The 25,828-nt window shown below is 56.3% G+C and carries 23 protein-coding genes; 15 read left to right on the plus strand and 8 right to left on the minus strand.

Features of this window, described 5'->3' with window-relative positions:
• Positions 1 to 14: 14 nt before the first annotated feature.
• From AC27HQ_RS03800 to epmB, 3 genes are all read right to left on the minus strand, one after another.
• On the minus strand, positions 15 to 2,087 hold the full coding sequence (locus AC27HQ_RS03800) for a GGDEF/EAL domain-containing response regulator (RefSeq protein WP_487154650.1): 2,073 nt from the start codon (positions 2,085 to 2,087) through the stop codon (positions 15 to 17).
• Positions 2,088 to 2,142: 55 nt separating this feature from the next.
• On the minus strand, positions 2,143 to 3,933 hold the full coding sequence (locus AC27HQ_RS03805) for a molecular chaperone (protein WP_487154651.1): 1,791 nt from the start codon (positions 3,931 to 3,933) through the stop codon (positions 2,143 to 2,145).
• Between the two features lie 138 nt (positions 3,934 to 4,071).
• Positions 4,072 to 5,103, minus strand: a complete 1,032-nt coding sequence (gene epmB / locus AC27HQ_RS03810; RefSeq protein ID WP_487154653.1) for an EF-P beta-lysylation protein EpmB — start codon at positions 5,101 to 5,103, stop codon at positions 4,072 to 4,074.
• 142 nt (positions 5,104 to 5,245) lie between these two features.
• On the opposite strand from epmB, the gene efp reads away from it, so the two are divergent.
• Together efp and epmA are read left to right on the plus strand one after the other, a co-directional pair.
• On the plus strand, positions 5,246 to 5,812 hold the full coding sequence (gene efp / locus AC27HQ_RS03815) for an elongation factor P (protein ID WP_487154654.1): 567 nt from the start codon (positions 5,246 to 5,248) through the stop codon (positions 5,810 to 5,812).
• Positions 5,813 to 5,894: 82 nt separating this feature from the next.
• Positions 5,895 to 6,854, plus strand: a complete 960-nt coding sequence (gene epmA, locus AC27HQ_RS03820; protein ID WP_487154655.1) for an elongation factor P--(R)-beta-lysine ligase — start codon at positions 5,895 to 5,897, stop codon at positions 6,852 to 6,854.
• A 171-nt stretch (positions 6,855 to 7,025) separates the two neighbouring features.
• Here the strand turns inward: epmA and asd are convergent, their stop codons facing one another.
• The 3 genes from asd to AC27HQ_RS03835 are packed head-to-tail and all read right to left on the minus strand — an operon-like array spanning position 7,026 to position 10,368.
• Entirely contained in the window at positions 7,026 to 7,895 is an 870-nt protein-coding gene (asd, locus tag AC27HQ_RS03825; protein ID WP_487154657.1) for an archaetidylserine decarboxylase, read from the minus strand.
• Positions 7,896 to 7,904: 9 nt separating this feature from the next.
• On the minus strand, positions 7,905 to 8,714 hold the full coding sequence (locus AC27HQ_RS03830; RefSeq protein WP_487154658.1) for a rhodanese-like domain-containing protein: 810 nt from the start codon (positions 8,712 to 8,714) through the stop codon (positions 7,905 to 7,907).
• A gap of 34 nt (positions 8,715 to 8,748) precedes the next feature.
• Entirely contained in the window at positions 8,749 to 10,368 is a 1,620-nt protein-coding gene (locus AC27HQ_RS03835; protein ID WP_487154659.1) for a hypothetical protein, read from the minus strand.
• A gap of 127 nt (positions 10,369 to 10,495) precedes the next feature.
• Between AC27HQ_RS03835 and motA the strand changes: the two genes are divergently transcribed.
• Complete coding sequence (gene motA, locus AC27HQ_RS03840) at positions 10,496 to 11,350, plus strand: flagellar motor stator protein MotA (protein WP_487154660.1); 855 nt, start codon at positions 10,496 to 10,498, stop codon at positions 11,348 to 11,350.
• Positions 11,351 to 11,353: 3 nt separating this feature from the next.
• Positions 11,354 to 12,529 (plus strand): flagellar motor protein MotB, encoded by a 1,176-nt coding sequence (gene motB / locus AC27HQ_RS03845; RefSeq protein WP_487154662.1) that lies wholly within the window; start codon positions 11,354 to 11,356, stop codon positions 12,527 to 12,529.
• Here motB and rsgA read toward each other — a convergent pair.
• The gene (rsgA, locus tag AC27HQ_RS03850) at positions 12,523 to 13,554 is read right to left on the minus strand and encodes a small ribosomal subunit biogenesis GTPase RsgA (protein WP_487154663.1); all 1,032 of its coding nucleotides are present in this window, start codon (positions 13,552 to 13,554) and stop codon (positions 12,523 to 12,525) included. The two genes, motB and rsgA, sit on opposite strands and share 7 nt — an antisense overlap.
• Before the next feature lie 83 nt (positions 13,555 to 13,637).
• Here rsgA and orn point away from each other — a divergent pair, with 83 nt between their 5' ends.
• Positions 13,638 to 14,180, plus strand: a complete 543-nt coding sequence (gene orn, locus AC27HQ_RS03855) for an oligoribonuclease (protein ID WP_487154664.1) — start codon at positions 13,638 to 13,640, stop codon at positions 14,178 to 14,180.
• Here the strand turns inward: orn and queG are convergent.
• Positions 14,170 to 15,249, minus strand: coding sequence for a tRNA epoxyqueuosine(34) reductase QueG (gene queG, locus AC27HQ_RS03860; RefSeq protein WP_487154665.1), 1,080 nt, complete (start codon positions 15,247 to 15,249; stop codon positions 14,170 to 14,172). The genes orn and queG overlap by 11 nt on opposite strands.
• Before the next feature lie 89 nt (positions 15,250 to 15,338).
• Between queG and AC27HQ_RS03865 the strand changes: the two genes are divergently transcribed.
• The 10 genes from AC27HQ_RS03865 (at position 15,339) to AC27HQ_RS03910 (ending at position 25,793) form a co-directional block, all read left to right on the plus strand.
• The gene (locus tag AC27HQ_RS03865) at positions 15,339 to 16,841 is read left to right on the plus strand and encodes an NAD(P)H-hydrate dehydratase (RefSeq protein ID WP_487154667.1); all 1,503 of its coding nucleotides are present in this window, start codon (positions 15,339 to 15,341) and stop codon (positions 16,839 to 16,841) included.
• The gene (gene tsaE / locus AC27HQ_RS03870) at positions 16,838 to 17,317 is read left to right on the plus strand and encodes a tRNA (adenosine(37)-N6)-threonylcarbamoyltransferase complex ATPase subunit type 1 TsaE (protein ID WP_487154668.1); all 480 of its coding nucleotides are present in this window, start codon (positions 16,838 to 16,840) and stop codon (positions 17,315 to 17,317) included. Before AC27HQ_RS03865 ends, tsaE begins: the two co-directional genes overlap by 4 nt.
• Before the next feature lie 65 nt (positions 17,318 to 17,382).
• Positions 17,383 to 18,738: an N-acetylmuramoyl-L-alanine amidase gene (locus AC27HQ_RS03875; RefSeq protein WP_487154669.1), complete on the plus strand. Its 1,356-nt coding sequence runs from the start codon at positions 17,383 to 17,385 to the stop codon at positions 18,736 to 18,738.
• A 1-nt stretch (position 18,739) separates the two neighbouring features.
• The gene (gene mutL / locus AC27HQ_RS03880; RefSeq protein ID WP_487154670.1) at positions 18,740 to 20,575 is read left to right on the plus strand and encodes a DNA mismatch repair endonuclease MutL; all 1,836 of its coding nucleotides are present in this window, start codon (positions 18,740 to 18,742) and stop codon (positions 20,573 to 20,575) included.
• Positions 20,576 to 20,614: 39 nt separating this feature from the next.
• On the plus strand, positions 20,615 to 21,586 hold the full coding sequence (gene miaA, locus AC27HQ_RS03885) for a tRNA (adenosine(37)-N6)-dimethylallyltransferase MiaA (protein ID WP_487154671.1): 972 nt from the start codon (positions 20,615 to 20,617) through the stop codon (positions 21,584 to 21,586).
• A 133-nt stretch (positions 21,587 to 21,719) separates the two neighbouring features.
• Positions 21,720 to 21,974 carry an RNA chaperone Hfq gene (gene hfq, locus AC27HQ_RS03890; protein ID WP_487154672.1) on the plus strand — a complete coding sequence of 85 codons (255 nt, stop codon included), beginning with the start codon at positions 21,720 to 21,722 and terminating at the stop codon, positions 21,972 to 21,974.
• 17 nt (positions 21,975 to 21,991) lie between these two features.
• Complete coding sequence (gene hflX, locus AC27HQ_RS03895) at positions 21,992 to 23,293, plus strand: ribosome rescue GTPase HflX (protein WP_487154674.1); 1,302 nt, start codon at positions 21,992 to 21,994, stop codon at positions 23,291 to 23,293.
• 114 nt (positions 23,294 to 23,407) lie between these two features.
• Complete coding sequence (gene hflK / locus AC27HQ_RS03900; protein ID WP_487154675.1) at positions 23,408 to 24,586, plus strand: FtsH protease activity modulator HflK; 1,179 nt, start codon at positions 23,408 to 23,410, stop codon at positions 24,584 to 24,586.
• A complete protein-coding gene (gene hflC, locus AC27HQ_RS03905; protein ID WP_487154676.1) occupies positions 24,586 to 25,458 on the plus strand; it encodes a protease modulator HflC in 873 nt (290 codons plus the stop codon). The genes hflK and hflC overlap by 1 nt, the downstream gene beginning before the upstream one ends.
• A gap of 149 nt (positions 25,459 to 25,607) precedes the next feature.
• The gene (locus AC27HQ_RS03910) at positions 25,608 to 25,793 is read left to right on the plus strand and encodes a DUF2065 domain-containing protein (protein WP_487154678.1); all 186 of its coding nucleotides are present in this window, start codon (positions 25,608 to 25,610) and stop codon (positions 25,791 to 25,793) included.
• Positions 25,794 to 25,828 lie beyond the last annotated feature (35 nt).

The following is a 25,828-nucleotide window of genomic DNA, read 5'->3' on the forward strand; positions in this document are numbered from 1 at the left end:
GCCCCGATCTGGTATCAGTCAGCAGAAAAGTCGTAATTCATGCTGTCGCTGGGGGATTGCAGGTAGTGACCCTGTATATAGTTCACCCCGGCTTGCCACAAGGTTGGCATCATCGCGGCAGAATCCACATAAGGCACAATAACCAGTTTGCCCATACTGTGCAGGGTAGCGATCATTTCCTTCAGGGTATCGACAGCTTCAGGTGTCGACAGGTCTCGGCTGAAGGAGCCATCTACCCTTATAAAATCGACATGCAGGTGCTTGAGCGACGCATAGGGGTTCAGGGCGCAACCAAAGTGGCTGAGTGACACCTTGCAGTGCAGCGCCTTGAGCGATTCGGTCAGGCTCTTGGCCTGTTTCATGTAGGTATTGGCGTCGGCGTCATTGAACTGGAAGACCAGACTGTCGCTTGGCAGGCGGTTATCCTTGAGTTGTCCGGCCAACCATTGAACCAGCCCGGCATCCTGCAAACTGGCACTGGTCAGATTCAGGATCAGTCGGGTATCGGCACCTTTGCTGCGATGGCTAGCCAATAGCTTGACTGCCTGAGAGATGACCCAACGATCGATTTCGGCGGCCAGACCGGCTTCTTCAGCGGCGGGCAGAAAATCGGCTGCCGGCACTTCTTCGCCCTGGCTGTTGTGCAGCCTTAGATAGGTTTCATAGTGTTCGGCGCTGTCGCCACGCAGACTGATAACCGGTTGAAAAAGAAGTTTGAACGCGTTGGTTTCCAGCGTGTGCTTGACCAGAGCAATCAGGTTTCCACGATTGGCTTGGTGAGCAAGTTCATCCAGCGGATTGAAGACTTTGACGGCATTGCCGCCGGCCTGGCTCAACTGGTCGGCCAGACGATGTGCGCGGTTGATGGCCAGATCAGGTTGGGGATGGGTCTCGCTGATGGCCGATACACCAATGCTGACGGTTATTTGAACGGTTCGACCGTTGGCTTCAAACAGGTTGCCCTCGACGCGCTTGCGCAGGCTTTCCAGGCTCTCTGTCAGGGCATCGGGTTCCTTGCCGCTGAGCAGCACGGTACAGGCGTCATCGCCGAACCGGGCCATCAGGGTATTTTCCGGGAAGCTCTGGCGGAGTAACTGGGCCAGGTCGGTCAGAATCAAATCGGCGCCACCAATGCCGACGTCACTCTGAACCACGTTGAAGTTGTCGATACCGATGTAGATCAGGCTACTGGGCTGGCCAGAATGCACGGCATGTTCACTGACTTTCTCCAGTTGCTCCTGGAAATAGGAGCGGTTGAACAGCCCCGTCACCAGATCCTGACTAGACATGACCTTGAGCTTTTCTTCGAACTCGGCGCTGGCCGTTTCAACCCGGATCACCACCTGGGTGCAGGGTTCGCCATCATAACTGGCCGGCGAAAAGGTCAGCATGATCGGGAATTCCTTGCCATCGATATCAACGGCACTGCAGCGCAGTTCGTTCTTTGCGCCCATATCGCTGTAATTGCGCAGAAAAGATTTGAACGCGTCACGATCCTTGGTGGCAATCAGGCCGACCATCGGTTCGGCGGCCAGATCATCGGGATCGTCGTAGCCGAAAAGACTGATGTACGAGCGGTTGGCATAGATATGCATGCCGTCATGCACATAGGCAATTGAATCAACCGAGCTGTCGAGAAGAAGCTGGCAGCGTTTTTCTGCTTCGCGCAGGGATTGTTCGGCGATGCGCAGTTGCCGGCGCGACATCAGACTGGACAGTTCACGTTTGACGACGGTGGTCAGCAGTGATTCGGCCGCTTCGCTGACGGCATCCTGCATGCCACTGCGCAAGGCCGACAGGCGACCCTCATCACCAAGATCCCCTGGGCAAACGAGAATAAAGGGGATGTCACGGGATTGCCGGGCGATCATGCTGCAGGCGTCTTCAGCGCTCATGAAGCTGGTTTCGGGGCGGCCCAGACACAGATCCCAGTTGTGTTGCAGGCTTTCCTGCAAGTCTTCCGTGGAGGTTATCCGGTGAGCTCGGGTTGCATGCCCTGCATTGCGCAAAAGACTGACGAGATGCTCAGCATTGTTTTGCGAGTCATCGAGGATCAGCAAACGGATGGCGTTAGTTTCGTTGCCCATTGTCTTCCAAACTGATTAGGGCCTTCAGGCCCTGTATTGGTTAAGACGCCTGAATTTACAGCGACTTCCATAGTGAGTCAAAGTCATCATCGCTGCTGATAGCCAAACTTGTGCTGCCAGTCTCGTTTTTGTCTTTTAGCTCAGGGCTTTGCTCCAGCATGCGGTACTCGAATTGGCTGAAACTGCCGGTGGCAGCCACCCTGTCTGTCAGGTGCGCCCGGGACTCTCGGTTGCCCTGCAGAATCACTACCTTGCTGTTGACCTGAAACGGCAGGCGAGGGGTGATGATGGTGGCGGGTCGGTCAATGGCAGTCACTTCAGGCAAAATCAGGCCGCGCAGGAACTTGCTCGGCTCTGCGGTCTTGCGGATCAATTTGATCGCACAGGGAGTGCAATGTGGCGCGACCAGCTCGATACCCATTTGAGTGCCGCCACCCCGTACCTGGCGAATCCAGCGGACAACTGCCAGGCTCCAGTCCTGGTCGCTGTCTTCCTGAATGCCCAGCAGCTCGCCGGCTTGTAACTGTTTAGGTACATCCTTTGGCCAGGTAAGGCAAAATCCTCCCGGACTGTGGTTGATGATCGGCAGGGTAAAGATCGGGTAGTCTTCCTCCTGCTCCTCTTCTTCCACCCCAACATGCGCAGTGTTGTAATTGATCTGTTCGAACTTGCCGTTGCCCCAATCAACCGACTGGTCACCGTCGAAGGCATTGCTCCAACCTTCCTGTCGTGAGCGCTGGGCGGCATCTGAGAAGGGGTTGATATCATGCTCGCCAGCGCTGATATAACGTGAAAAGGGTGTGTTGCTGATGCGGTAATGCGTGGCGCTGATACCGATGCTGACTTTCAACGCTCCCCGTCCGGGTACACGGTTGAATGTTCGCTCGGCCAGATCGCCCCAGGATTGACTGACATGCTGCAGCAGTTCGACGCCAAAACCTTCAGGTACCTTGAGTCCAGTGCGACTCTCAGCCCCGTTGAGCATGTAATCTTTAATGCCATCTACCAGATTTTGTGTGCTCAGGCCCAAACTGTCAGTCAGGTCTTCCTCAAGGATCAGCGAGCGGTATCGCGGTGCGCAATCCATGGCCGGATTGACGATGAACAGGGCACGTGGATCTTCCGGCGGCAGCAGGCTGGCCATGCGGCACCAATCCTCGAGGGTGGAAAAGACCCTTGCCATGCCGCTTTGACGCATTTGATTGGGCCTGGCTGACCCCATGAGCAGGGCCACCAGATAACATTGTTCGATGCTCAGGGGGCGCTCGCTGACACTTTCACTGTCAGGAATAGGTTTTTGATGTACTTTTCGGCGTCGAGCGAGTTGATACAGTTGATGCAACTCCAGCCAAACGCCATCGGCTACCGGGCAGTAAAGCTGGAAGGCTCTCAGCAAGGGGCCACATAAACCTCGCATGGCGCGCTGAATAGCCAAGCTGACGGTGTCTGCATGGTCACGGGACTTGATCAGTCGTTCCTGTGCAACAACAATTTTATAGCCGTTAGCCATATGGTTTTGCAGGGACTGGGACAGGTTGGCGACTTTACGCGGCTTGTCTTCCAGAACAATCGACTGGCCAAGATAATACTTTGATAAGGCACTGCAGACGTAATGGACCTGGGGTCGAATAAGCTCAAGCAATGCCAGACGTTTTTCTGGAGAAATTTCCAACTGATTGAGTTCAATCAAGCCTTGGTAAAGCTGTCGGGCGGTTTCGCCGATATTGGCCTTGGGCAGATTGGCCAACCAATGGCTTATACCTTTTTCACTGCTATCGGCAAAGCTCAGGGATTTCAGGCTTTGCTGCGGGATCCGCAAATTCAGTTTGTTAGCAGTGCTATCCATAATCAGTTGTATCCAGTACAGGCAGTTCTAGCCAAATCCCGAGGCATTCAGGCGGGATCGCGGGTCTAACGTGCTGTTTAAGCGTCAAATAATACTCTAGCAGTAAAGTGATCTTGGTGCTAAGTCAATAAACCGTTCTCATTCGTCCAGTATGCAGGGTGAAACCGGCAATGGGAGCTTGCTGGGTTGCCCGGCTACTTCCCGAACCAGGCGGGGTACTAGAAAGCCTGGCAGGCGCGACAGCATCTGGCTCACCAGCTTGCAGGCCTGGGCATCGGTAACCTGGAAATGATGGGCACCACGGACCGTATCCAGCACATGCAGGTAATAAGGTATGACGCCATGGTCGCCGAGTGCCTCGCTTAGGCTAATCTGGTCCTCAAGCCTGTCATTCACTCCTTTTAACAGCACAGCCTGATTGAGTAACGTTATGCCGGCTGACTTCAAGCGCAAAATGGCGGCGCCCATCTCGGCATCAAGCTCGTTGGCATGATTACAGTGCAATACCATGGTGACCGGGAGTCGTGTACCGCAAAGTGCATCCAGCAGCTCAGGGGTAACCCGTTGAGGAATGACCACAGGTAATCGGGTATGCACGCGAAGCCGGCGAACATGCTCAATTGCCGCAATTTCACGGGTCAGCCAGGCCAAGCGTCGGTCATTGGCTGCCAAGGGGTCACCGCCGCTGTAAATAACCTCACGGATGCTGCTGTCGGCGCGGATATAGTCCAGCGCCTGATGCCATTCAGCGGTACTGAGATTGTTATCCGCGTAGGGAAAATGGCGGCGGAAACAATAACGGCAGTTAATCGCGCAGCCACCGCTGACCAGTAGCAGCAGGCGGCCGTGATACTTGTGAATGATGCCGGGACGGGCATTGCTGTGTTGTTCACCGAGGGGGTCAAGGACATATCCAGGCTGCGCAACCAGTTCTTCACCCAGCGGCAGTACCTGGCGTAGCAGGGGGTCATCAGGATCGCCCTTGCGCATTCTGTTCAGGTAGGGTTCAGGAACGCGAAGGGCGAATTCACGGCTTGCGGCATGGGCTGCGTCAAGCAATTTGGGATCGAGCGAAAGGCGATGCAGCAGGGTTTTCGGGTCACTGATGCAGTTGGCCAGAATACTTTGCCAGTTGTCAGACTCAACAGGCGCTGAAGATACATGTATCATTGCGTTTTTCCGCGCATGGGTGGCAGGACATCCGTCGGTCGTTGTAGTCAACGTCTGGCTGAATCCGGTCGATCAGACCAGGCTGTGACTTGGTTTCAGCGCGTACTCGGATGTTTCCGTTCAAACTGTCAGTGGGAAATGTATGGCCAACTATTCTACCAATGAATTCAAGCCGGGTCTCAAGGTGATGCTCGATGGCGATCCTTGCTCCATCCTGGAAAACGAATACGTCAAACCAGGTAAGGGTCAGGCGTTCAACCGGGTCAAAGTGCGCAACCTGAAGACTGGCCGGGTCAACGAACGTACCTTCAAGTCAGGCGACAGCCTGGAAGGTGCGGACGTCATGGATCGCGAAATGGAATACCTTTATACCGATGGCGAGTTCTGGCACTTCATGGCCACTGATGGCTCCTTCGAGCAGGTTGCTGCCGATGAGAAGGCCGTTACCGAGGCCAAGAACTGGTTGAAGGAGCAGGTTATCTATCAGGTAACGCTGTTCAATGGCGCCCCGATTGCCGTTACCCCGCCGAACTTTGTTGAGCTGGAAGTGGTTGAGACTGATCCAGGTGTTCGCGGTGATACGTCTGGCGGCGGCACCAAACCGGCAAAATTGATGACCGGTGCTGTGGTCAAGGTGCCCTTGTTCATCAACATCGGTGACGTGCTTAAAGTGGATACCCGCAGCGCCGAGTATGTCGGTCGCGCTTGATCGCTTTTAGCTAGGTGCCCTCGGGCGCAGATTAAACCGGGGCAATGCTCCGGTTTTTTCATTCTGACCAATGGAGTTTCAGATGCCGAACTGGCAACCCTCCGCGTCAATCACGGCATTGCATCGTCGAGCCGAGATAGTGCAGCAGGTTCGTGGGTTCTTTTTACAGCGCAGGGTGCTGGAGGTCGAAACGCCTTTTCTGTCCTGCGCCGCAGTCAGCGATCCGCAGTTACATCCTTTTGTCACCGACTTTGTGCCAGAGGGAGGCGGTCTGCCGCAGTCATTATTTCTGCATACGTCCCCGGAATATCCGATGAAGCGCTTGCTGGCAGCCGGAAGCGGTTGTATCTGGCAGCTGTGCAGAGTGTTTCGCAATGGTGAGCAAGGTAGGCGGCACAATCCTGAGTTCAGCATGCTGGAGTGGTATCGGTTGGGCTTTGATCACCACCAGTTGATGGATGAGGTGGATGCTCTGGTGTCATCCATACTGGGTACTCCGGCTGCACACAGAGTGACCTATGCGGCTCTCTTTGCTGCACATTTGCAGATTGATATTCACCAGTGCAGTGATCAGCAGCTTTCCGAGCTGGGAAGCAAACTCAGTGGTCTTGTTGCCGAGATGTCCAGAGACGGCTGGTTGAACCTGCTTTTTTCACACTACATAGAGCCAAAGTTGATCGAGCCGACCTTGGTCTATGCCTTTCCGGCTTCACAGGCGGCGCTGGCACGTATAGTCGATGGGGATGATCGAATCCCGGTGGCCGCGCGATTCGAGATGTTTATCGACGGCATGGAGTTGGCCAACGGCTATTTCGAACTGGTTGATGCCGAAGAACAGCAACGACGTTTCGCCAGTGATCAGCACGAACGCATAGCCATGGGCAAGACTGCGCTGCCGGTCGATCACGCTTTGCTGGCGGCCATGCAGTCCGGCTTGCCCGACTGCGCCGGTGTTGCCCTTGGTTTGGATCGGCTGGTTATGCTCGCCCTGGGCGCAGAGCGGATCGACGAAGTCATCGCATTTCCGCTCAGTCGGGCTTGAAGCGTTAAGCAAGCTTGAAGTTTGAAGCATTAAGCTGGAAGTGGTTCGCAGTGGCAATGGTTACGCTGTTTCAACTAAACTTGTGATGTGGCTTGACATAAAAGCATTGCTCCACAGACTTTTCCAGCTTCCAGCTTCCAGCTTCCAGCTTCCAGCTGAAAGCCTAGCCGATCAAACGGCCGTATTCGCTGGACCCGTTTTGAAGCCCATCGCCTGCCCCATACGTACCGCTGTGCCAGCTTGCAGCTGCTCTGTCCAGCGAACCTGCTCCGGCCCGAACAGAATGATGGCAGTAGATCCCAGTTTGAAACGGCCCATCTCTGCGCCACGCTCAAGGTTTGGCGCGCTTTGCCCGTATTGCTGGGCTTTCAATTGACGCGTCGGTGGCGCAACCAGTCCGGCCCAAACGGTTTCCACTGAAGCCACAATCATGGCGCCAACCAGTACCACGGCCATGGGGCCGGCCGGACTGTCAAATAGGCAAACCACGCGTTCATTGCGGGCAAAGAGTTCGGGTACGTTTTCTGCCGTGCTCTGATTGACCGAAAACAGCTTGCCGGGTACGTAGATCATGTCCCGAAGGGTGCCCTGCAATGGCATGTGGACGCGATGATAGTCGCGTGGCGAAAGGTAGACGGTAGCGAACTGGCCACCCTGAAACAGGGCTGCGTGCTCTGGATTGCCGCCAAGTAGTTCGAGTACGCTGAAGCTCTGTCCCTTGGCTTGAAAAACCCGGCCATGTTCGATCTGGCCAATCTGGCTGATGGCGCCATCGGCGGGGCACAGCACGCTGTCCGGTTGATCATCCAGTGGTCTGGCGTCGTCCTTCAATGCTCGGGTAAAAAAATCGTTGAAACAGGCAAAGGCAGTCGGATCTTCCTGCTGAGCCTCGGACATGTCTACCTGGTAGCGTTTGACAAACCAGCTAATGAAGGGGTTTTTCACCCAGGGCCAGGTGCAGTTGGCCAGGCAACCAGCAAGGCGGGATAAAAGATGCTGGGGCAGCAGGTACTGCATGATGATAAACAGGCGTTCTTGCATGGGTTTTCCTTAAAGTTCCACTGGAGTGTCGGGGTGATTTCCCCATTCCGACCAGGAGCCGGCGTAGGCTTTCACTTTTGGGTAGCCGAGTATCTTGGCGGCAAGATAGGTGAAGCCGGAGCGATGATGGGTCTGGCAATGGGTAATAATTTGTTGATCCGGGCTGATGCCAAGATCGAGCAATTGCTTTTGCAGGTCACTACGTAGCCGCAAGCCGCGCTGGGCATCCATACCGGCGGTCCATTCAAAGTTGACCGCGCCAGGGATATGGCCAGCTTTTGCCGCGAGCACTTTCTGGCCACTGAATTCTGCCGGCGAGCGAGCATCCCAAATACGTAGCCCGGGTGTGCCGAGCAGCGCTGTCAGGCTTGCCAGATCAATGCTGGCGTCCTGATTGATCTGTATTGTCGGGTTGCTGACGGGAACCGTCTGCTGGCCTTGTTCGGTTACCAGCCCAGCCTGCTGCCAGGCGACAATGCCACCGTCGATATAGCTGTAGTGGGGATGCCCGATGCTGTCGAGTATCCAGGCGAATCGCCCGGCCCAACCACCACCCTCATCATCGTATAGCACATAGTGAAGGTCTGGCTGATGACCCAGTTGAGCAAAGAGTGCTTGCAGCTGGGCGCTATCTGGTAGCAAGCCCGGGCGTGGAGCGGGTGACTGGGTCTGCCCTGGAGGGACATGGACGGCCCCCGGGATGTGCGCCTGAAGATACTGCTCTGTGCGGGACAGGTCGACCAACCGGAAAACGGAAGGGTCCAGCGGCAGCTCGAGTTCCAGCGGGTCGATCAGTATGGGTAGGGCGGATTGCGACATGCGCATTGTCTCCAGCATTTCGAGTCAGGTTTTATTATGCTTGGGGCGTTTGCTTGAACGTGCTCAATGCACGGTACAAACATTCAGCGGTTTTTTGCAGCGCCTTGCGTGGTTGCTCGCTTACCAGCGCGGGCGGCTCAAGATTCTGCGCGGCCAGCAAGGCTATGATCTGGCCCTTGTGCACTACCGGTAGCAGAAAGGCATGCTGATCGGCCAGCAGACGCTTGATGTTGCCGGGTATCAGTGCGCTTTCGCGGCGCAGACTGCTGGTGGTCATGGCATGACAAGGGCTGCTGGCCAGCCAGCGTCCCCAGGCGGTATTGCGACTGGGCCCCAGCTTGAGGCCAGCAATGTTGCTGCCGGCCTCGAAGCCGTGCACGGCACTGACGACCAGTTGCTGTTCGCGGCCATTATACAGTGCTACCCAGCACTGTCCGATACCCAGCCCATCGTGCATGGCGCTTAGGGTAACCTGAAGCATTTCGCTGACGCTGTTGAATTCGTTGGGTTGCTTGATCAGCTTCATGCATTGCTGTCGCCAAAGCGCTTGATTCGGATGTAAGGCAGTTGCGTCGATCTGTTTCAAGGGCTTGATGGGCGGGGCTGCGGCTTTACTGGCTGAGGGCGTCTGGCGGTCACGAGTCGCCCGGCTGCGTTGACCTGTCGGCCACAGTAGCGCCTGGGCAGGCCGCCAGATTGTACTTTCCGTTGCGGAGAGTGATCTGGCGGCTTCAACTGCATTCTGATGAGTCAGGCTTTGTACTGAGTCCAAAGGTGCTCCCAGATATAGGGCAGTAAGCTGCTGCCAACGATTGGTATGCGCAGCATCCCAATCGAGATGGGCACCCAATGCCAAGCCGTTGGCAAGCATCAAGCTGTTCGCTGGCTGTGTAAGCCAGCGGTAGAGCGAACGGTCAGCATCCAATCGTGCTTGCTGCTCCTGGGGGTGGCTCACATCACGGGCAATGTGCAATGCCTTGACGATGACTCGGCGATCGGTGACCAGCGCGCGGTAGCCCTGCAGAATCCAGGGCGGTAGCCACCAGTCTGAGGCTAGCTGCTGGGCCACATCAAGGAGCCGCGTGCTATCCGAGAGCCAGGGATTTAAATGATTTTTCTTGTCCTTTTGCTGATCCAGCAGCATCGTTTCCCACTCCCGAAACAAGGCCGGGCGTTGATGGACCAGGATCCAGTAAGGCGCCAGAAAAAGCAGGGTGGCCAGGGAAACTTCATGCCACAGCCTGGCCATGCGATGTGAGAACAGGCCCTGAGCCTGAATGACCGCATGTTCGCTGATGCTCAGCAGCTGGCGGTATTCTGCGGGCAGCTCATCCAGGCTGGCGGTAGGCAACTCCTTTACCAGCTGGGTGAGTTGCAGGACACCCAGAAGATTGCAGGCCTGTTCCAACGTCAGGATGTCGATATCCCGTTTGCGCGCTGCTATACCGGCTACACGGCATACTTGCAGCGTTGCTGCGGGTACTTTGAGAATCTCGCGGGTCAGATCTGATATGCTCAGAAACTCGTTGTCGAGCTGTTCGATAAGCCGGCTACGCTGAGTTTTTTCGATAGGCAATACAAAATGCTTCAGGCTTTCGCGCAGGCTGCCGATATCATCTTCTGTGTTCGGACTGACCTGATCATTTGTGCTCATAAAGTTATACAGCCGTATAATTGATCCGCGTGTATGGTTAAGACTATAACGCTATCAGGGCGGTTTTGCTGCGCTGGCCCATGACTAAAAGGCAGTTTACTGGTGAATCGGGGGATCTGAAGGATTTATGCTGAAAATTGCCGGTTTTCTTGTGGTGATCATCTGCGTGCTCAGCGGCTTTGTTCTGTCGGGCGGCAAGCTTATGGCCCTGTGGCATCCCTATGAGATTCTGATTATCGGTGGGGCGGCTTTTGGTGCATTCCTGACGGCCAACAACATGGCAACAGTCAAGAAGGTGTTCGGTAAGGTGCCGGTTATCATTTTCGGCCATCGTTTTAGTAAGGCGTTTTATCTGGATGTGCTGGGTTTGCTCTACGAAGTGCTGAACAAGAGTCGCCGTGAAGGCATGATGTCAATTGAAGCCGATATCGAAGAGCCACTCGAAAGTCCTATCTTTAGCAAGTATCCAGCCATTATCAAGGATAAGCAGATGCTGTCGTTTGTCTGCGATTACTTGCGGATCATGTCTACCGGTAATATGGCACCGCATGAGCTTGAAGCCCTTTTCGACGTGGAAATCTCAAGTCTGTCCGAGGAGATTCTTGAGCCCTCACATGCCGTTACCCGCGTAGCTGATGGCCTTCCCGCATTCGGTATTGTGGCAGCTGTTCTGGGTATTGTGATTACCATGGGTATTCTGGGTGATGCGGATAATGCCGAAATCGGTCAGAAAGTCGCCACCGCGCTGGTGGGCACTCTGCTGGGTATTTTGGCAGCTTACGGTTTTGTTGGTCCTTTTGCCTCCGCTATGGGGCACGAGGCGCATGAAGAAGTGAACACCTACGAAGCCATCAAGATGTGTCTGGTGGCGAGCGCCCAGGGACTGCCGCCCGCGCTGGCGGTCGAGTTTGGCCGTAAAGCGCTGCTGCCGGAGCATCGCCCCAGCTTTCAGGAGCTGGAAGAGTCGGTCAAGGGGCGTTGATCGGTGGATAACAACCAACCCATTATCGTCAAGCGCATCAGTCGCAAGGCTGACGGACACCACGGCGGAGCCTGGAAAATTGCCTTTGCCGATTTTGCCGTGGCGATGATGGCGTTCTTTCTGGTCATGTGGCTGTTGTCCACGGCGACGCCAGAGCAATTAAAAATGATTGCCGGCTACTTCAATGATCCGGTCGGTTTTTCCGAGGGCGGCAGCCCTTTTGCGATTGATCTGGGAGGAACGCCCACAGTTTCACCAGAGCGCACGCTGAACGATGCCGAGGAGGACAGTTATCTGGTTCCCCTGGATGCGGAACGTATTCAGGAAATGTCGGAGGAGGTTGAGCGACTTGAGCTGGATATGCTGCTCCAGGAATTGCAGAACAAAATTGATGATGAGCCTGTATTGCAGCGGTTCAAGGACCAGATTCTGATCGAGATTACCCAGGATGGTTTGCGCATCCAGATCATTGATGCGGCCAACCGCCCCATGTTCGCCAGCGGCAGCGCCCAGTTACAGCCCTATTTCGAAGACATTCTGCTTGCCCTGAGCGATACCATCGCGGTTGTTCCCAAAAAAATAAGCATTGGTGGGCATACAGACTCGCAACCCTTTAGTGGGCGTCGCGATTATGGCAACTGGGAGCTGTCCAGCGATCGTGCCAATGCCGCACGCAGAACCTTGCTGGTGGCGGGTTATCCGGAAAGTCAGGTAGCGAGAGTGGCGGGTTATGCTGACTCTGCGCTCTTTGACCGCAGTAATCCGCTCAATCCGATCAATCGTCGTATTGATATTGTGGTTCTGAACAAAAAGGCTGAGGAAGAACTGTATGATCGGGTCAGTGAAGGGGCTGCCGATAACGTCGATGAGTCTGCGGCTAACGACGTGATTGAGCTGCCAGAAACCGATGAGCCTGCAGTGGCACCGGAAGTGGATAGTGATTTGATCGATGATGCGTTTGTCATCCCTGAACAGACTGCAGTGGGGCCCCTCGAAGGTGACCCCCTGGAGCCAGTAATGCCAGGGCTGTCAAATGAGTTGCCAGCAGCAGGCGACTCAGATTTGCCGGAGGCACCTGAACCGCAACCCCCCGCTGAGCCGCAGCCGGCGCAGCGCCCTGCCAATCTGTTTGAAGACGGCAATCCACTCAGGCAGTTGCGCGAAAGCCCTGCTCAGTAACTCTCGGTAACCAGGCTGGAGAGTATCTGCCTGTAGCTGGCCATGCGGCTGGCGGATATCAGTTTGCTCTCCACCGCCTGTAGCAAAGCGCAGCCGGGTTCATGCAGGTGCTGGCAGTCGCGGAACTTGCAGCGGCCCAGCCAGGGTCTGAACTCGATAAAACCTTCCAGCAGGTCATCGTGACTGATGTGTGTCAGGCCAAATTCGCGGATACCTGGCGAGTCAATAAGATCGCCACCCTCAGGGAAGTGAAACAGTCTGGCCGTGGTGGTGGTATGGGTACCCTGGCCACTCGATTCGGACAGTGCCCCGACCCGCAAATCAATGCCTGGCAGCAAGGCATTGATCAGCGAGGACTTACCTACGCCGGATTGGCCAACAAATACGCTGATGTGCCCGCACAGCGCGGCTCGCAACTCATCCAGCCCGCTGCCTGAGCTGGCTGACAGGCTCATTACCTGATAGCCCAGAGCAGCGTAGTCGTCGAGCCACTGGCGCAATTCGTCAAACTCGCCGCCGAGCATCAGGTCGGCCTTGTTAAGCACCAGCAGGGGTGTCAGGCCGATTTGTTCGGAGGCCACTAGATAGCGGTCAATCAATGTGGTGTAAGGGGTCGGCAAGGGCGCAAAGACAATCACCAGCCGGTCGACGTTGGCCGCCACCGGCTTGAGCTGGCCGCGGTGGTCGGGACGGTTGAGCTCGGTCTCTCTGGGTATCTGGGCAACGATGACGCCGCCCAGTTGATTGTCTGCGCGCCAGACCACGCGATCACCGGTGACCAGGGCTGGCAGGTTGGCGCGCAGGTGACAGCGACGTACCTGGCCGGCCAGCTCACCGGACAGCGCTTCAACATCAACCTGGACGCCAAAATGAGCGATCACCAGTCCGGCTTGCTCGGGTCCCAGATCACCACCCATCAGGCTGGCTTCGGCCTGTTCGGCACGACGTTGGGCGCGAACCGTGCGCTCATCCTGTACTTTCTGGATTTGCCAGCTCTGTCGGCGGGTAAGGTGTCGCTTGGCCATGGGATATGCTGTTCTCTGAAGTTGCGCCACTATACCACGTGCCGCGTATACTAGAGTCAATCCAACCCGCCGCAGGAGTCCCCATGCAAAATCCCGAGAACCTGATCTGGATAGACCTTGAAATGACCGGTCTGGATCCGGACAAGGACGTGATTATCGAGATTGCCACCGTGGTGACCGATGCCCAGCTGAATGTGCTCGCTGAAGGGCCGGTGATGGCGGTTAAACAATCAGACGCGCTGTTGGCCGGGATGGATGAGTGGAATACCCGTCAGCATGGCCAGTCTGGTCTGACCCAGCGTGTGCGCGACAGTCAGATCAGCCCTGAACAGGCCCAGCAGCAGACGCTGGACTTTCTGCAGCAGTGGGTGCCGGCGGGCAAATCACCCATGTGCGGCAATAGCATCTGTCAGGATCGCCGCTTTCTGTATCGCGGCATGCCTGAACTGGAAGTGTATTTTCATTATCGTAATCTGGATGTGTCGACGCTCAAGGAGTTGGTGGCTCGCTGGGCGCCTGAGCTCAAGGGTGGCTTTAAAAAGCAGGCCAGTCATTTGGCCCTGGATGACATCTACGATTCGATTGCCGAGTTGAAGTACTACCGCGAGCACTTCCTCAAGTATTGATGGGGGCTGCTGCGCTGTGGCGTGCCAGCGCCCAGCGTACATGCTCGCGGACCAGTTCCGAGGGATGATCCAGGCGGCTTCTCAATGCCTCAATCACGTCGATACTGGTGGGCGCATTTCCCAGGCCTACGGCCAGATTGCGCAGCCAGCGTTCATGGCCAATACGGCGAATCGGTGAGCCTTCGGTATTGCGCAGAAAGCTGTCCTCGTCCCAACGAAACAGGCTGACCAGGCTGGCCTTATCGAGTCGGTGTCTGGGGCTGAAGTCGGGCTCTTCGGTCGGTTTGGCGAAGCGGTTCCAGGGGCAGACCAGTTGGCAGTCATCACAGCCGAACACCCGATTGCCCATCAGTGGGCGCAGGTCTTCCGGAATGGCATCCTTGAGTTCGATGGTCAGATAGGAAATGCAGCGTCGCGCATCCAGTACCCGGTCGCCCACAAAGGCATCGGTCGGGCATTTGTCCAGGCAGGCACTGCAGCGGCCGCAATGGTCGGTGATGTGCTCCTGGTCCACGGGCAGTGGCAGGTCGGTAAACAGCTCGCCAAGAAAGAAATAACTGCCGGCTTTGCGGTTGATCAGCATGCTGTTCTTGCCGATCCAGCCAAGGCCGGCTTGCTGAGCCAGAGCCCTTTCCAGAACCGGGGCGCTATCAACAAAGGCGCGATAGCCAAAGGGCCCGATGAGTGCCTGAATATGCTCAGCCAGTTGCTGCAGGCGTCGGCGCATGAGCTTGTGGTAATCGCGCCCTAATGCATAGCGCGACAGGTACGCGGTTTCAGGTTGCAACAGGCGTCGTGCCATCTCGGTGTCGGCGGGCAGATAGTCCATGCGCACCGAGATGACCCTGAGCGTATCGGGTACCAGGAGCGCCGGCTGGCTGCGCTTTTCGCCATGGCTGGCCATCCACTGCATATCGCCCTGATAGCCGGCATCCAGCCAGGCCTGCAGGTGATCCGCATGTTCACCCGTGTCGGTTGCACTGATGCCCACTTGCTGAAATCCCAGCTGCGCGCCCAACTGCCGAATCTGTTCGGCCAGCGCGGTATAGTCGGTGGGTTGGTTGGGCATGGCAGGCGCGGTCATCCGGGTTTTCAGGTATAAAGTCTGTAATCGCTCTAGCGACAATTGTGCCAGACAATCCTGCAGGTAGCCTATTTATGAACGATGCCTTGCCCCACTGGTTTTTTACTGCGCAACAGACCCGTGACCTGGATGCGGCCATTATTGCGGGTGGTATTTCGGGTTTTGATCTGATGCAGCGTGCCGCGCTAGCGCTGTGGCAACACCTGCAACAGCGTTGGCCAGAGGCTGGGCACGTCACCGTGCTCTGTGGTGGCGGCAACAATGCCGGTGATGGCTATCTTCTCGCCAGGCTGGCCCATCAGGCCGGCTATCGGGTGCAGGTGTACTGGCTGACTGATCCCATGCAGCTCAAGGCCGATGCGGCGCTGGCCTGGCAGTCAGCTTTGACTGCGGGCGTCGAGATTCAACCTTGGGCACGGACGGTCAGGCTGCAGGGTATTGTGGTTGATGCATTGCTCGGTACCGGTTTGCAGGGTGAGGTGCGAGCGCCATTCATTGAGGCCATCAAGGCAATCAATGCCAGTGGATTAGCGGTTCTTGCCGTGGATCTGCCCAGCGGCTTGCATGCCGATCGAGGTGTCCCACTGGGCATGGCTGTCAAGGCTAGCCTGACCTTGAGCTTTATTGGTCTTAAACCGGGGCTGTGCATGGCTGACGGCCCAGACTATTGCGGTGAACTGCGTTTTGCCCAGTTGGCGGATTTGCCCCATACACGGCCGCTGCCCGCAGCAGAGCGTCTGACTATGGCTGAATGGCGCCACTGTCTGGGCCAGCGACCGCGCAATGCACACAAAGGGCTATTTGGTCATCTGGTGTTGCTGGGTGGTGATCTTGGAATGGGCGGCGCGATCATGCTGGCCGCCGAGGCGGCACTGCGCAGTGGCGCTGGCAAAGTCAGTGTGGTGACTCGCGACTGCCATGTGATGCCGCTGTTGGCGCGTTGTCCCGAACTCATGGTCAAGGGTGTTGAGCAGCCTGCTGATGCGGCTGGACTGATTGCCGCCGCCGATGTGTTGGTCATAGGACCTGGGCTGGGGCGTGCTGATTGGGGGCTGGAGTTGCTTGAGATGGGGCTGGCAAGGAAGGTGCCCAAGGTACTGGATGCTGATGCCCTGAATGCTCTGGCCGAGATGGGCGACGCTGGCAGAGCACCCGGGAACACGGCTATTATCACGCCGCATCCGGCTGAGGCTGCGCGGCTTTTGGGGATTTCCACATCCGAGGTTCAGGCTGATAGGCTGAATGCCTTGCAACGCCTGGTTGAACGCTGGAGCTGTGTGGTTGTCCTCAAAGGTGCGGGTAGTTTGATTGCCGGGCCTGACGATCAGGCTCGGCCGCCCGGTTTGTGCACCTATGGCAATCCTGCCATGGCAACGGCGGGTATGGGTGACGTGCTTTCGGGTTTGGCTGGGGCTCTGCTGGCCCAGGGGTTGAAAGCACCTGATGCGGCTCGCTATGCCGTGCTGCTGCATGCGCTTGCCGGAGACCAGGCGGCAGCAGGGGCTCAGCGTGGACTGCTGGCCAGCGATCTGTTTTTATCACTGCGACAATTGCTCAACCAACGGGATAGTGAATGAATCATGAGTTTCTGATCGCCGATGAGGATGCCATGCAGGTACTCGGTGCTGCCATTGGTTCGGCCATGCGAGGGCGTGGGGTGATTTATCTACAGGGTGATCTGGGTGCCGGCAAGACCACTTTGAGTCGCGGCCTTATTCGTGGTCAGGGGCATACTGGTGCGGTCAAAAGCCCCACTTTCACGCTGGTGGAGCCCTATGAGCTGGCCACGGGGGTGATTTATCATTTTGACCTGTACCGGCTGTTGGATCCTGAAGAATTGGAATTTTTGGGTATTCGAGATTATTTCAGCGCAGAGAGCCTGTGCCTGATTGAATGGCCAGACAAGGGCAAGGGCGTTTTGCCTATGCCGGACCTGAGCATTACCATAGGCAATGAAGGCACCGGTCGTCGAGTAGGCTTGCAAGCCCATACTGCCCGGGGAGAAGATGCCTGCGTGGCCATACAACAAAGTCAGAGCAAGAAACAGCCATGATGGGTAACGCTGGGGGAAGGGGTAGCGCAATGCTGAGAGGATTTATCTGCTGCCTGTGTCTTTTGATGACAGGTGTATTGAAGGCTGCTGATATTCAGAATGTGCGGATCTGGCGTGCGCCCGATAACACTCGGCTGGTTTTTGACCTGACTGGCCCGTCGGAGCACACACTGTTTACCCTCTCCAGCCCGGAACGCATTGTCATTGATTTAAGCGGTGCCAGATTCAGTGCCGATGTCAGCGCTTTGCCGCTGGAAGGAACCCCTCTGACCGGCGTCCGTTCGGCGCCTCGCGAACAGTCTGATTTGCGCGTTGTGCTGGATTTATCGCGTCAGGTAACCGCCAAAAGCTTTGCTTTGCCCCCCAATCAGCAGTATGGGCATCGCCTGGTTATTGATCTGTTTGATCAGGAGCAATCGGACCCTGTTTTGCCATCAGTCGCTCAGCCTGCCGCCACAAACCTGCCGGTTACGCCGAGCCGAACGGCGCCGCCAGAGGGTGAGCGAGACATTATCATTGCATTGGATGCCGGCCATGGTGGTGAAGACCCTGGTGCGCTTGGTCCAGGCGGTGCCCGCGAGAAAATTGTTGTGCTGGCAATCGCCCGCGAGCTGAAAACCTTACTGGATGCTGAACCCGGGTTCAGGGCCGAGCTGGTCAGAACCGGTGATTATTTTATCCCTTTGCGGCGCCGTACCGAGATAGCACGCCAACATAATGCGGATCTGTTTATTTCCATTCACGCCGATGCCTTTACGCGCGCCAGTGCATTCGGAGCCTCGGTGTTTGCCTTGTCTGACCGTGGTGCGACCTCGGAAACGGCGCGACTGTTGGCAGATCGTGAAAACCGCTCCGACTTGATTGGCGGGGTCGGCGGCGTCAGCCTGGAAGATCGTGATCAGGTGCTGGCCAGTGTATTGCTCGATCTGTCTATGACCGCAACGCTGTCAGCCAGTCTTGATGTTGGTCAGCAGGTGTTGGCCTCCATCGGTCGAATTACACCCTTGCACAAGCGCCGCGTGGAGCAGGCCGGCTTTATGGTGCTGAAGTCTCCGGATATCCCCTCGATATTGGTCGAAACCGGCTTTATTTCCAATCCTGGTGAGGCGCAAAAGCTGGTTACTCGCAGTCATCAACAGGCGTTGGCGCGCGCCATGCATACCGGCGTCAGGGAGTATTTCCATCGCAGCCCGCCACCCGGTACGCGCATAGCCGCAATGAAGGCCAGTGGACAATTGCAGGTGCAGCGGCCAGCTGAGCACACCGTTGCCCGGGGAGAGAGCCTGTCATTGATCGCCAATCGATACGACGTATCGGTAGCCAGTTTGCGTCAGGCCAACGCGTTGACAAATGACCAGATTCGGGTTGGTCAGGTATTGAAGGTGCCGGCAGGCAGCCTGCTAGTGCGGAATGAACCCTGACATGGCGCGGATCGAATTACTTAGCCCGCGGTTGGCAAACCAGATTGCTGCCGGCGAGGTGGTTGAGCGTCCAGCATCGGTTATCAAGGAGCTGTTGGAAAACAGTCTGGACGCTGGCGCGCAACGCGTTGACATCGATGTAGAGCAGGGCGGCGTCAAGTTGCTCAGGGTGCGCGACGATGGTTGGGGCATTGATCAGGATGATCTGTCATTGGCACTGTCCCGGCATGCTACGAGCAAGATTCGCGATCTGGATGATCTGGAGCGTGTGGCTACCCTGGGCTTCAGGGGGGAAGCTCTGGCGTCGGTCAGCTCGGTGTCGCGCCTTACCTTGACCTCCTGTACCGAAGGCGCTGATCAGGCCTGGCAGGTGGAAACCGAGGGCCGCGATATGGCGCCGCTTCTTCAGCCTGCAGCGCATCCGCGAGGTACTACGGTTGAGGTGCGCGATTTGTTCTTCAATACGCCGGCCCGCCGCAAGTTCCTGCGCACCGAAAAAACCGAGTTCAGTCATCTGGAAGAAGTGGTCAAGCGTCTGGCTCTGTCGCGTTTCGATGTGGCATTCAACCTGCGCCATAATGGCCGCTCGGTATTCAGTTTGCGCTCAGCACAGGGTGAGCTGGAAGCACGCAGACGGGTAGCTAGTGTTTGTGGGCCAGCCTTTGTCGAACAGTCTCGTCTTATTGATAACGAGCGTGCCGGTTTGCGCCTTTGGGGCTGGGTCGGTCTGCCGACCTTTTCACGCAGTCAGGCCGATTTGCAGTACTTCTTTGTCAACGGTCGCATGATTCGTGACAAGCTGGTTGTCCATGCGGTGCGCCAGGCTTATCGGGATGTCCTGTTCAATGGCCGGCACCCAACCTTCGTTCTCTATCTTGAGGTCGATCCAGCGGTGGTCGATGTCAATGTGCATCCGACCAAGCATGAAGTGCGGTTTCGCGATGGTCGTATGGTCCATGACTTTCTCTTCAGCACCCTGCACCGCGCTCTGGCCGATCAGCGCCCGGGTGATCAGTCGCAACCGGAGCAAGCCGAGACACTGGCTCAGCCAGCGGTGGTCGGTCAGGCGGCCGGGATTTTTTCCGGGCAAACCAGCATGGGTCTGAATGAACCGTCCGCGTCTTGGCAAGTGGAAACGGGCTATCGCCCAGAACGACCGTCCGTTGGCGCTGTGGCGGGTACACTGGCAGCTTACTCGGATCTATATGCCGACACTGGTGAGGCAGCATCTACCGACACCTCTGCTGCTGACGTGCCCCCCATGGGGTATGCCCTGGCGCAGTTACACGGGGTGTTTATCCTCGCAGAAAATGCCCACGGACTGGTGGTGGTCGATATGCACGCGGCGCATGAGCGCATTACCTATGAGCGTCTCAAGCTGGCTATGGATCAAGAAGGGCTGCGCGGTCAGCCATTGCTGGTTCCGGAGTCGCTCGCAGTAAGCCAGCGCGAGGCTGACTGTGCCGAAGAACATGCTGAGTGGTTTGCTCGTCTGGGCTTTGAACTGCAACGCATGGGTCCGGAAACGCTGACTATCCGGCAAACGCCGGCCTTGTTGCGCCAGGCTGACGCTGAACAGTTGGTGCGTGACGTTCTGACTGACCTGCTCGAGTACGGTACCAGCGACCGTATTCTTGCGCATCGCAATGAATTGCTCGGGACCATGGCCTGTCACGGCGCCATTCGTGCCAATCGGCGTTTAACCCTGACCGAGATGAATGCGCTTCTGCGTGATATGGAGCAGACTGAGCGTTCCGGTCAGTGCAATCACGGCAGGCCTACCTGGACGCAAATGGGTATGCAGGATCTGGACAGGTTGTTTTTACGTGGACGTTAACGGTGCCTTGGTGGGGTCTGTGAGATATCGGGTGGCGTTATGAACGATCAGTCTCCGGCGGTGATCTGTCTGATGGGCCCCACTGCAGCCGGCAAGACCGATCTGGCCTTGTATCTGGCGGATAATCTTCCGTGTGAGTTGGTCAGTGTGGATTCTGCGCTGGTCTATCGAGGCATGGATATCGGTACAGCCAAGCCGGATGCGGACACCCTGGCGCGTTACCCTCACCACCTGGTTGATATTCTCGATCCGGCGCAAGCCTATTCGGCTGCGCTGTTTCGTGACGATGTGTTGCGCTTGATTACCGAGATCAGCGCGCGTGGTCGAATCCCCCTGCTGGTTGGCGGTACCATGCTGTATTTCAAGGCCTTGGCTGACGGTTTGGCGCCGATGCCACAGGCTGACGCCGGGGTGCGGCAACAGCTTGAGACCATGGCCGCTACAGAGGGCTGGGCCGCGGTTCACGCCCGGCTTGCCGAGGTTGACCCGGAGTCGGCTGCGCGCATTCATCCCAACGATCCACAGCGAATTCAGCGTGCGTATGAAGTATTTCTGGTATCGGGCACCAGCTTGAGTGACTGGCATCGATTGCAAGCCGCAGAAAAAGCCTGCACAACGGCGCGCAATGGCACATTTTTACCCTATACTATGCATTATCTTTCTGTCGCACCCCGTGAGCGTTCTATTCTGCATGAGCGCATTGCAGAGCGTTTTTCGACTATGCTGCAGCTGGGGTTTGTCGATGAAGTCAGTCAATTGCACGCGCGTCCCGATCTGCATGTCGGCATGCCCTCGGTGCGTGCAGTAGGCTATCGTCAGATCTGGGATCATCTCGATGGGAAACTCTCATTGGATGAAGCGGTCGAAAGGGGTGTAATTGCAACCCGGCAACTGGCCAAGCGGCAGATGACCTGGTTGCGCGGTTGGAAGTCTGATATTGACTGGTTTGATAGCATGGATCCGAAAAGATTTGCGCAGGCCTTGAAACGGGTTGAGCAGGTCACCATATAGGTCAAATCATCTGCTAGTCTTTTCAGGTGCCAGATCAGATTTTTTGCGTCGGTAAGCCTTCAGGACGAGGGCATTTCGGCGATTTCGCATTGTTACAATGCTAACCACTATGGTTTCCAAAAGGAGTGAGGCAATGTCAAAAGGGCATTCACTACAAGACCCTTACCTGAACGTTCTGCGCAAGGAACGTGTTCCGGTATCTATTTATCTGGTCAACGGCATCAAACTGCAGGGTCAAATCGAATCTTTCGATCAATTTGTCATTCTGCTCAAGAATACCGTCAGCCAGATGGTCTACAAACATGCAATCTCCACTGTTGTGCCCGGTCGACCGGTTCGCCTGCCAGTTCAGGGCGGTGGCGACGAAGCTGAGGCTGACAGCCTTTGATGCGTCGGGAGGCTTGATTGTTTTTTGAGCGTCACGAAGGGGGAGAACGGGCCGTTCTCATCCATCTTGAAGGTCACGACGAGCGCACCCGGGAAGATCCCCAGGAATTTGTCGAGCTGGTCAGCTCGGCAGGGGCGGATATTGCTGCCTTTATGACTGTCAATCGTCACCACCCCAGTCCGCGCTTTCTCGTGGGTGCGGGCAAGGTTGACGAGATACAGTCAATGGTGCGTGAGCATGCCGCTGACCTGGTCATCTTCAATCATGTGTTGACGCCCAGTCAGGAGCGTAATCTCGAGCGTGAGTTGCAGTGTCGGGTCATTGACCGGACCGGGCTTATTCTGGATATTTTCGCCCAGCGTGCACGTACTCATGAGGGCAAGTTGCAGGTCGAACTGGCACAGCTTGACCATTTGAGTACCCGTCTGGTCCGTGGCTGGACTCACCTTGAGCGGCAAAAGGGCGGCATTGGCTTGCGTGGCCCGGGTGAAACCCAGCTGGAGACTGATCGTCGACTTTTGCGCGAGCGGATCAAACAGATTACCCGTCGCCTGGAAAAAGTGCGTAGCCAGCGTGAGCAGGCACGACGCGGGCGGCGTCGGGCAGAAATCCCGGTGGTTTCTCTTGTTGGCTATACCAACGCCGGCAAATCAACGCTGTTCAACACCCTTACCGCTTCCAACGTTTATGCGGCGGATCAGTTGTTTGCGACGCTGGATCCCACGCTCAGGCGTATCGAGCTGGCCGATATTGGCCCGGTTATTCTTGCCGACACAGTGGGTTTTATTCGGCACCTGCCGCACAAGCTGGTTGAGGCTTTTCGTGCCACCCTCGAGGAGTCCAGTCAGGCAGATCTGCTCCTGCACGTTATCGATGCAGCTGATCCCGAGCGCGACTCGCATATCGAACAGGTGGTCAAGGTACTGAGTGAGATCGGTGCCATTGAGTTGCCCATCCTTGAGGTGTACAACAAGGTCGATTTGCTCGAGGCAGTCGAGCCGCAGATTCAGCGTGATGAATCTGGCGTTCCCGTCCGCGTCTGGGTTTCAGCGCAGAATGGCCTTGGGCTGGATTTGCTTGCAGAGGCCATGGCTGAGCGATTGGGCGAAGATGTCATTCAGGAGTCGATCCTGCTTGAACATGCCGAAGCTCGGTTGCGCGCGCAGTTCTATGCAGCAGGTGCCGTTATTGCCGAGCACATCAGCGATGATGGGCGACAGCAACTTGATTTGCGTCTGCAACGCACGGATTTCAATCGGTTGCTCAAGCGTGAAGGCTGGCAACCTGATGACTTTCTTCAGCAACATACTTTGCAATAATGCACGCCTGACAGGTTCGCGTCACGTGCGCTAATTGCTGTAGGATTGCATGAATTGAATCGTCATCCAATCCGGATGGCGGTCTGGCTGGTTTACGTTTATACGGAGAACGCTATGGCCTGGAATGAGCCTGGTGGCGGCAAGAACAATCAAGACCCTTGGGGTGGTGGCGGTAATAACGGCAATCGTGGTGGCAAGCAGGGTCCGCCTGACCTTGATGAAGCGCTACGCAAACTGCAGGACAGTCTCAATGGCATGTTCGGCGGCAAGAAAGGCGGTGGCAAAAGCGCCGGCGGTGGGTCTGCGGGTGGCCAGGGAATACCCAAGCCACTGTTCTTTATTGCTGGTCTAATTGCTGTGGTTGTTTGGTTGTCCTTTGCTGTGTACATGGTTGACGAGCAGGAACAGGCCATTATTTTGCGCTTTGGTGAATATGATCGGACTGTCGAGTCGGGCTTGCATGTCTACTTCCCGCCAATAGAGCGCAAGTTTCAACGCAATGTGACGCAGGTTCGTTCCTACCGGCAGCAGGGTCAGATGTTGACTCAGGATGAGAATATCGTTGAAGTTCCCCTGGCTGTTCAGTACAGGATTTCCGATCTGGAAAATTTCGTACTTATGGTTGAGGACCCTGAAACCAGTCTTCGCCATGCGACAGAAAGCGCCCTTCGTCACGTTGTTGGTTCAACCTCAATGCACCAGGTTCTGACCGAAGGCCGCGAGCAGATGGGTGTTGAGACGACCGAACGTCTGCAGCGCTATCTCGATCTATATAACACCGGGATAACCGTTGTGCAGGTCAACATTGAAAGTGCTCAGGCGCCGGCCGAAGTTCAAGATGCCTTTGATGACGTTATTCGTGCTCGTGAAGATGAAGTACGTGAGCGTAATCAGGCCGAATCTTATGCCAACGGTGTCATTCCAGAGGCTCGTGGTCAGGCCCAGCGACTGCTTGAAGAGGCTAACGGTTACCGTGAAGAGGTTATTGCCAGGGCCGATGGTGAGGCTCAGCGCTTCAATTTGCTGGTTGAGCAATACAAGCTGTCACCAGTGGTCATGCGCGAGCGCATGTTTATCGAAACGCTGCAGGATGTGATGAGCAATACCAGCAAAATCATGGTCTCTGGTGGTGAGGGTAACAACAATCTGCTTTATCTGCCGCTGGATAGATTGATGCAGCAGGGTAGTGCACCTTCTTCCTCATCATCGAGTAATTCGCCTGCAGCCGATGCAACGGCACGTTTGCCTGTTCAGGTGCAGCCGCGTGACCTGCGTTCAAGGGAGACTCGCTGATGAGTAACAAGTCTGTGTTTGGGCTGGTAGCTGCCCTTGTGATTGTAGTTGTAGGTTGGAACAGCTTTTTTGTTGTCAGCCAGATTGAGCGTGGCCTGGTACTGCAGTTTGGTAAGGTAGTCAGAGACGATGTTCAGCCGGGTCTGCACTTCAAACTGCCCTTTGTTCAGGAGCATCGGTTGTTTGACGGTCGCCTGCTGACCTTGGATACCTCGACTCAGCGTTATCTGACATTGGAAAAGAAAGCCTTGATGGTTGATTCCTATGCCAAATGGCGTATTGCCAACGTCCAGCGCTTTTATACGGCTACCTCCGGCTTACGCTCCATTGCCGAGGAGCGCCTGTCTCGCCAGCTGGAGTCAGGGCTGCGTAACGAAGTGGCGCGTCGCACTTTGAACGAAGTCGTATCCGGTGAGCGTGATCAGTTGATGGCGGACATCACCTCAACACTTGATGCCAGTGCGCAACGTGAGTTGGGTATCGAGGTTCTGGACGTCAGGGTCAAGGGGATCGATTTGCCCCGTGAAGTTAACCGCAGTGTGTTTGAACGCATGAGTACCGAGCGTGAGCGTGAGGCGCGTGAGCACCGCGCCAAGGGCCGTGAGCTGGGCGAGGGTATTCGTGCCGATGCTGATCGACAGCAGCGGGTGATTCTTGCTGAGGCCTTCCGTGAAGCTGAGCAGATTCGCGGTGACGGTGATGCCCAGGCTGCCGCAATTTACGCCGAGGCCTATAACAAGGATCCCGAGTTCTATTCCTTCTACCGCAGTCTGCAGGCCTACCGTGAGAGTTTCTCGAGCAAGTCGGATATCCTGGTATTGGATCCGGACAGCGAGTTCTTCCGTTATCTGCAAAGCAAGGGCGTTCGCTGATCTATCGTCCGGCCACTCTGCAGTCAATGCAGGTGTGGCCGGGTAAAAACGTGATACAATCTTGCAGCCGGGAAATCCCGGCTTTTTTGTGACCATCGTGTGTGTCGTCCTTGGCGACAACGCCTGCGGCGCGAGCTTGAGGGTGAGCCATGTGGCAAAGTTTGGCTGCAGCATTGTGCCTGGTTCTGGTGATTGAGGGGCTGTTGCCGTTTCTGGCCCCGGCGCGCTGGAAGCGCATGCTGTTAAGCGTGGCTCAGGTGCCTGATCGTCAAATACGTTTGATTGGTCTGGCCTGCATGCTGAGCGGCACCCTGTTTCTATATCTGATTCGCTGAAGAGTGCGCCGAAGCAATGGCGCCTCATTGTGTAA

The organism is Halopseudomonas sp. 4NH20-0008, assembly GCF_057548395.1.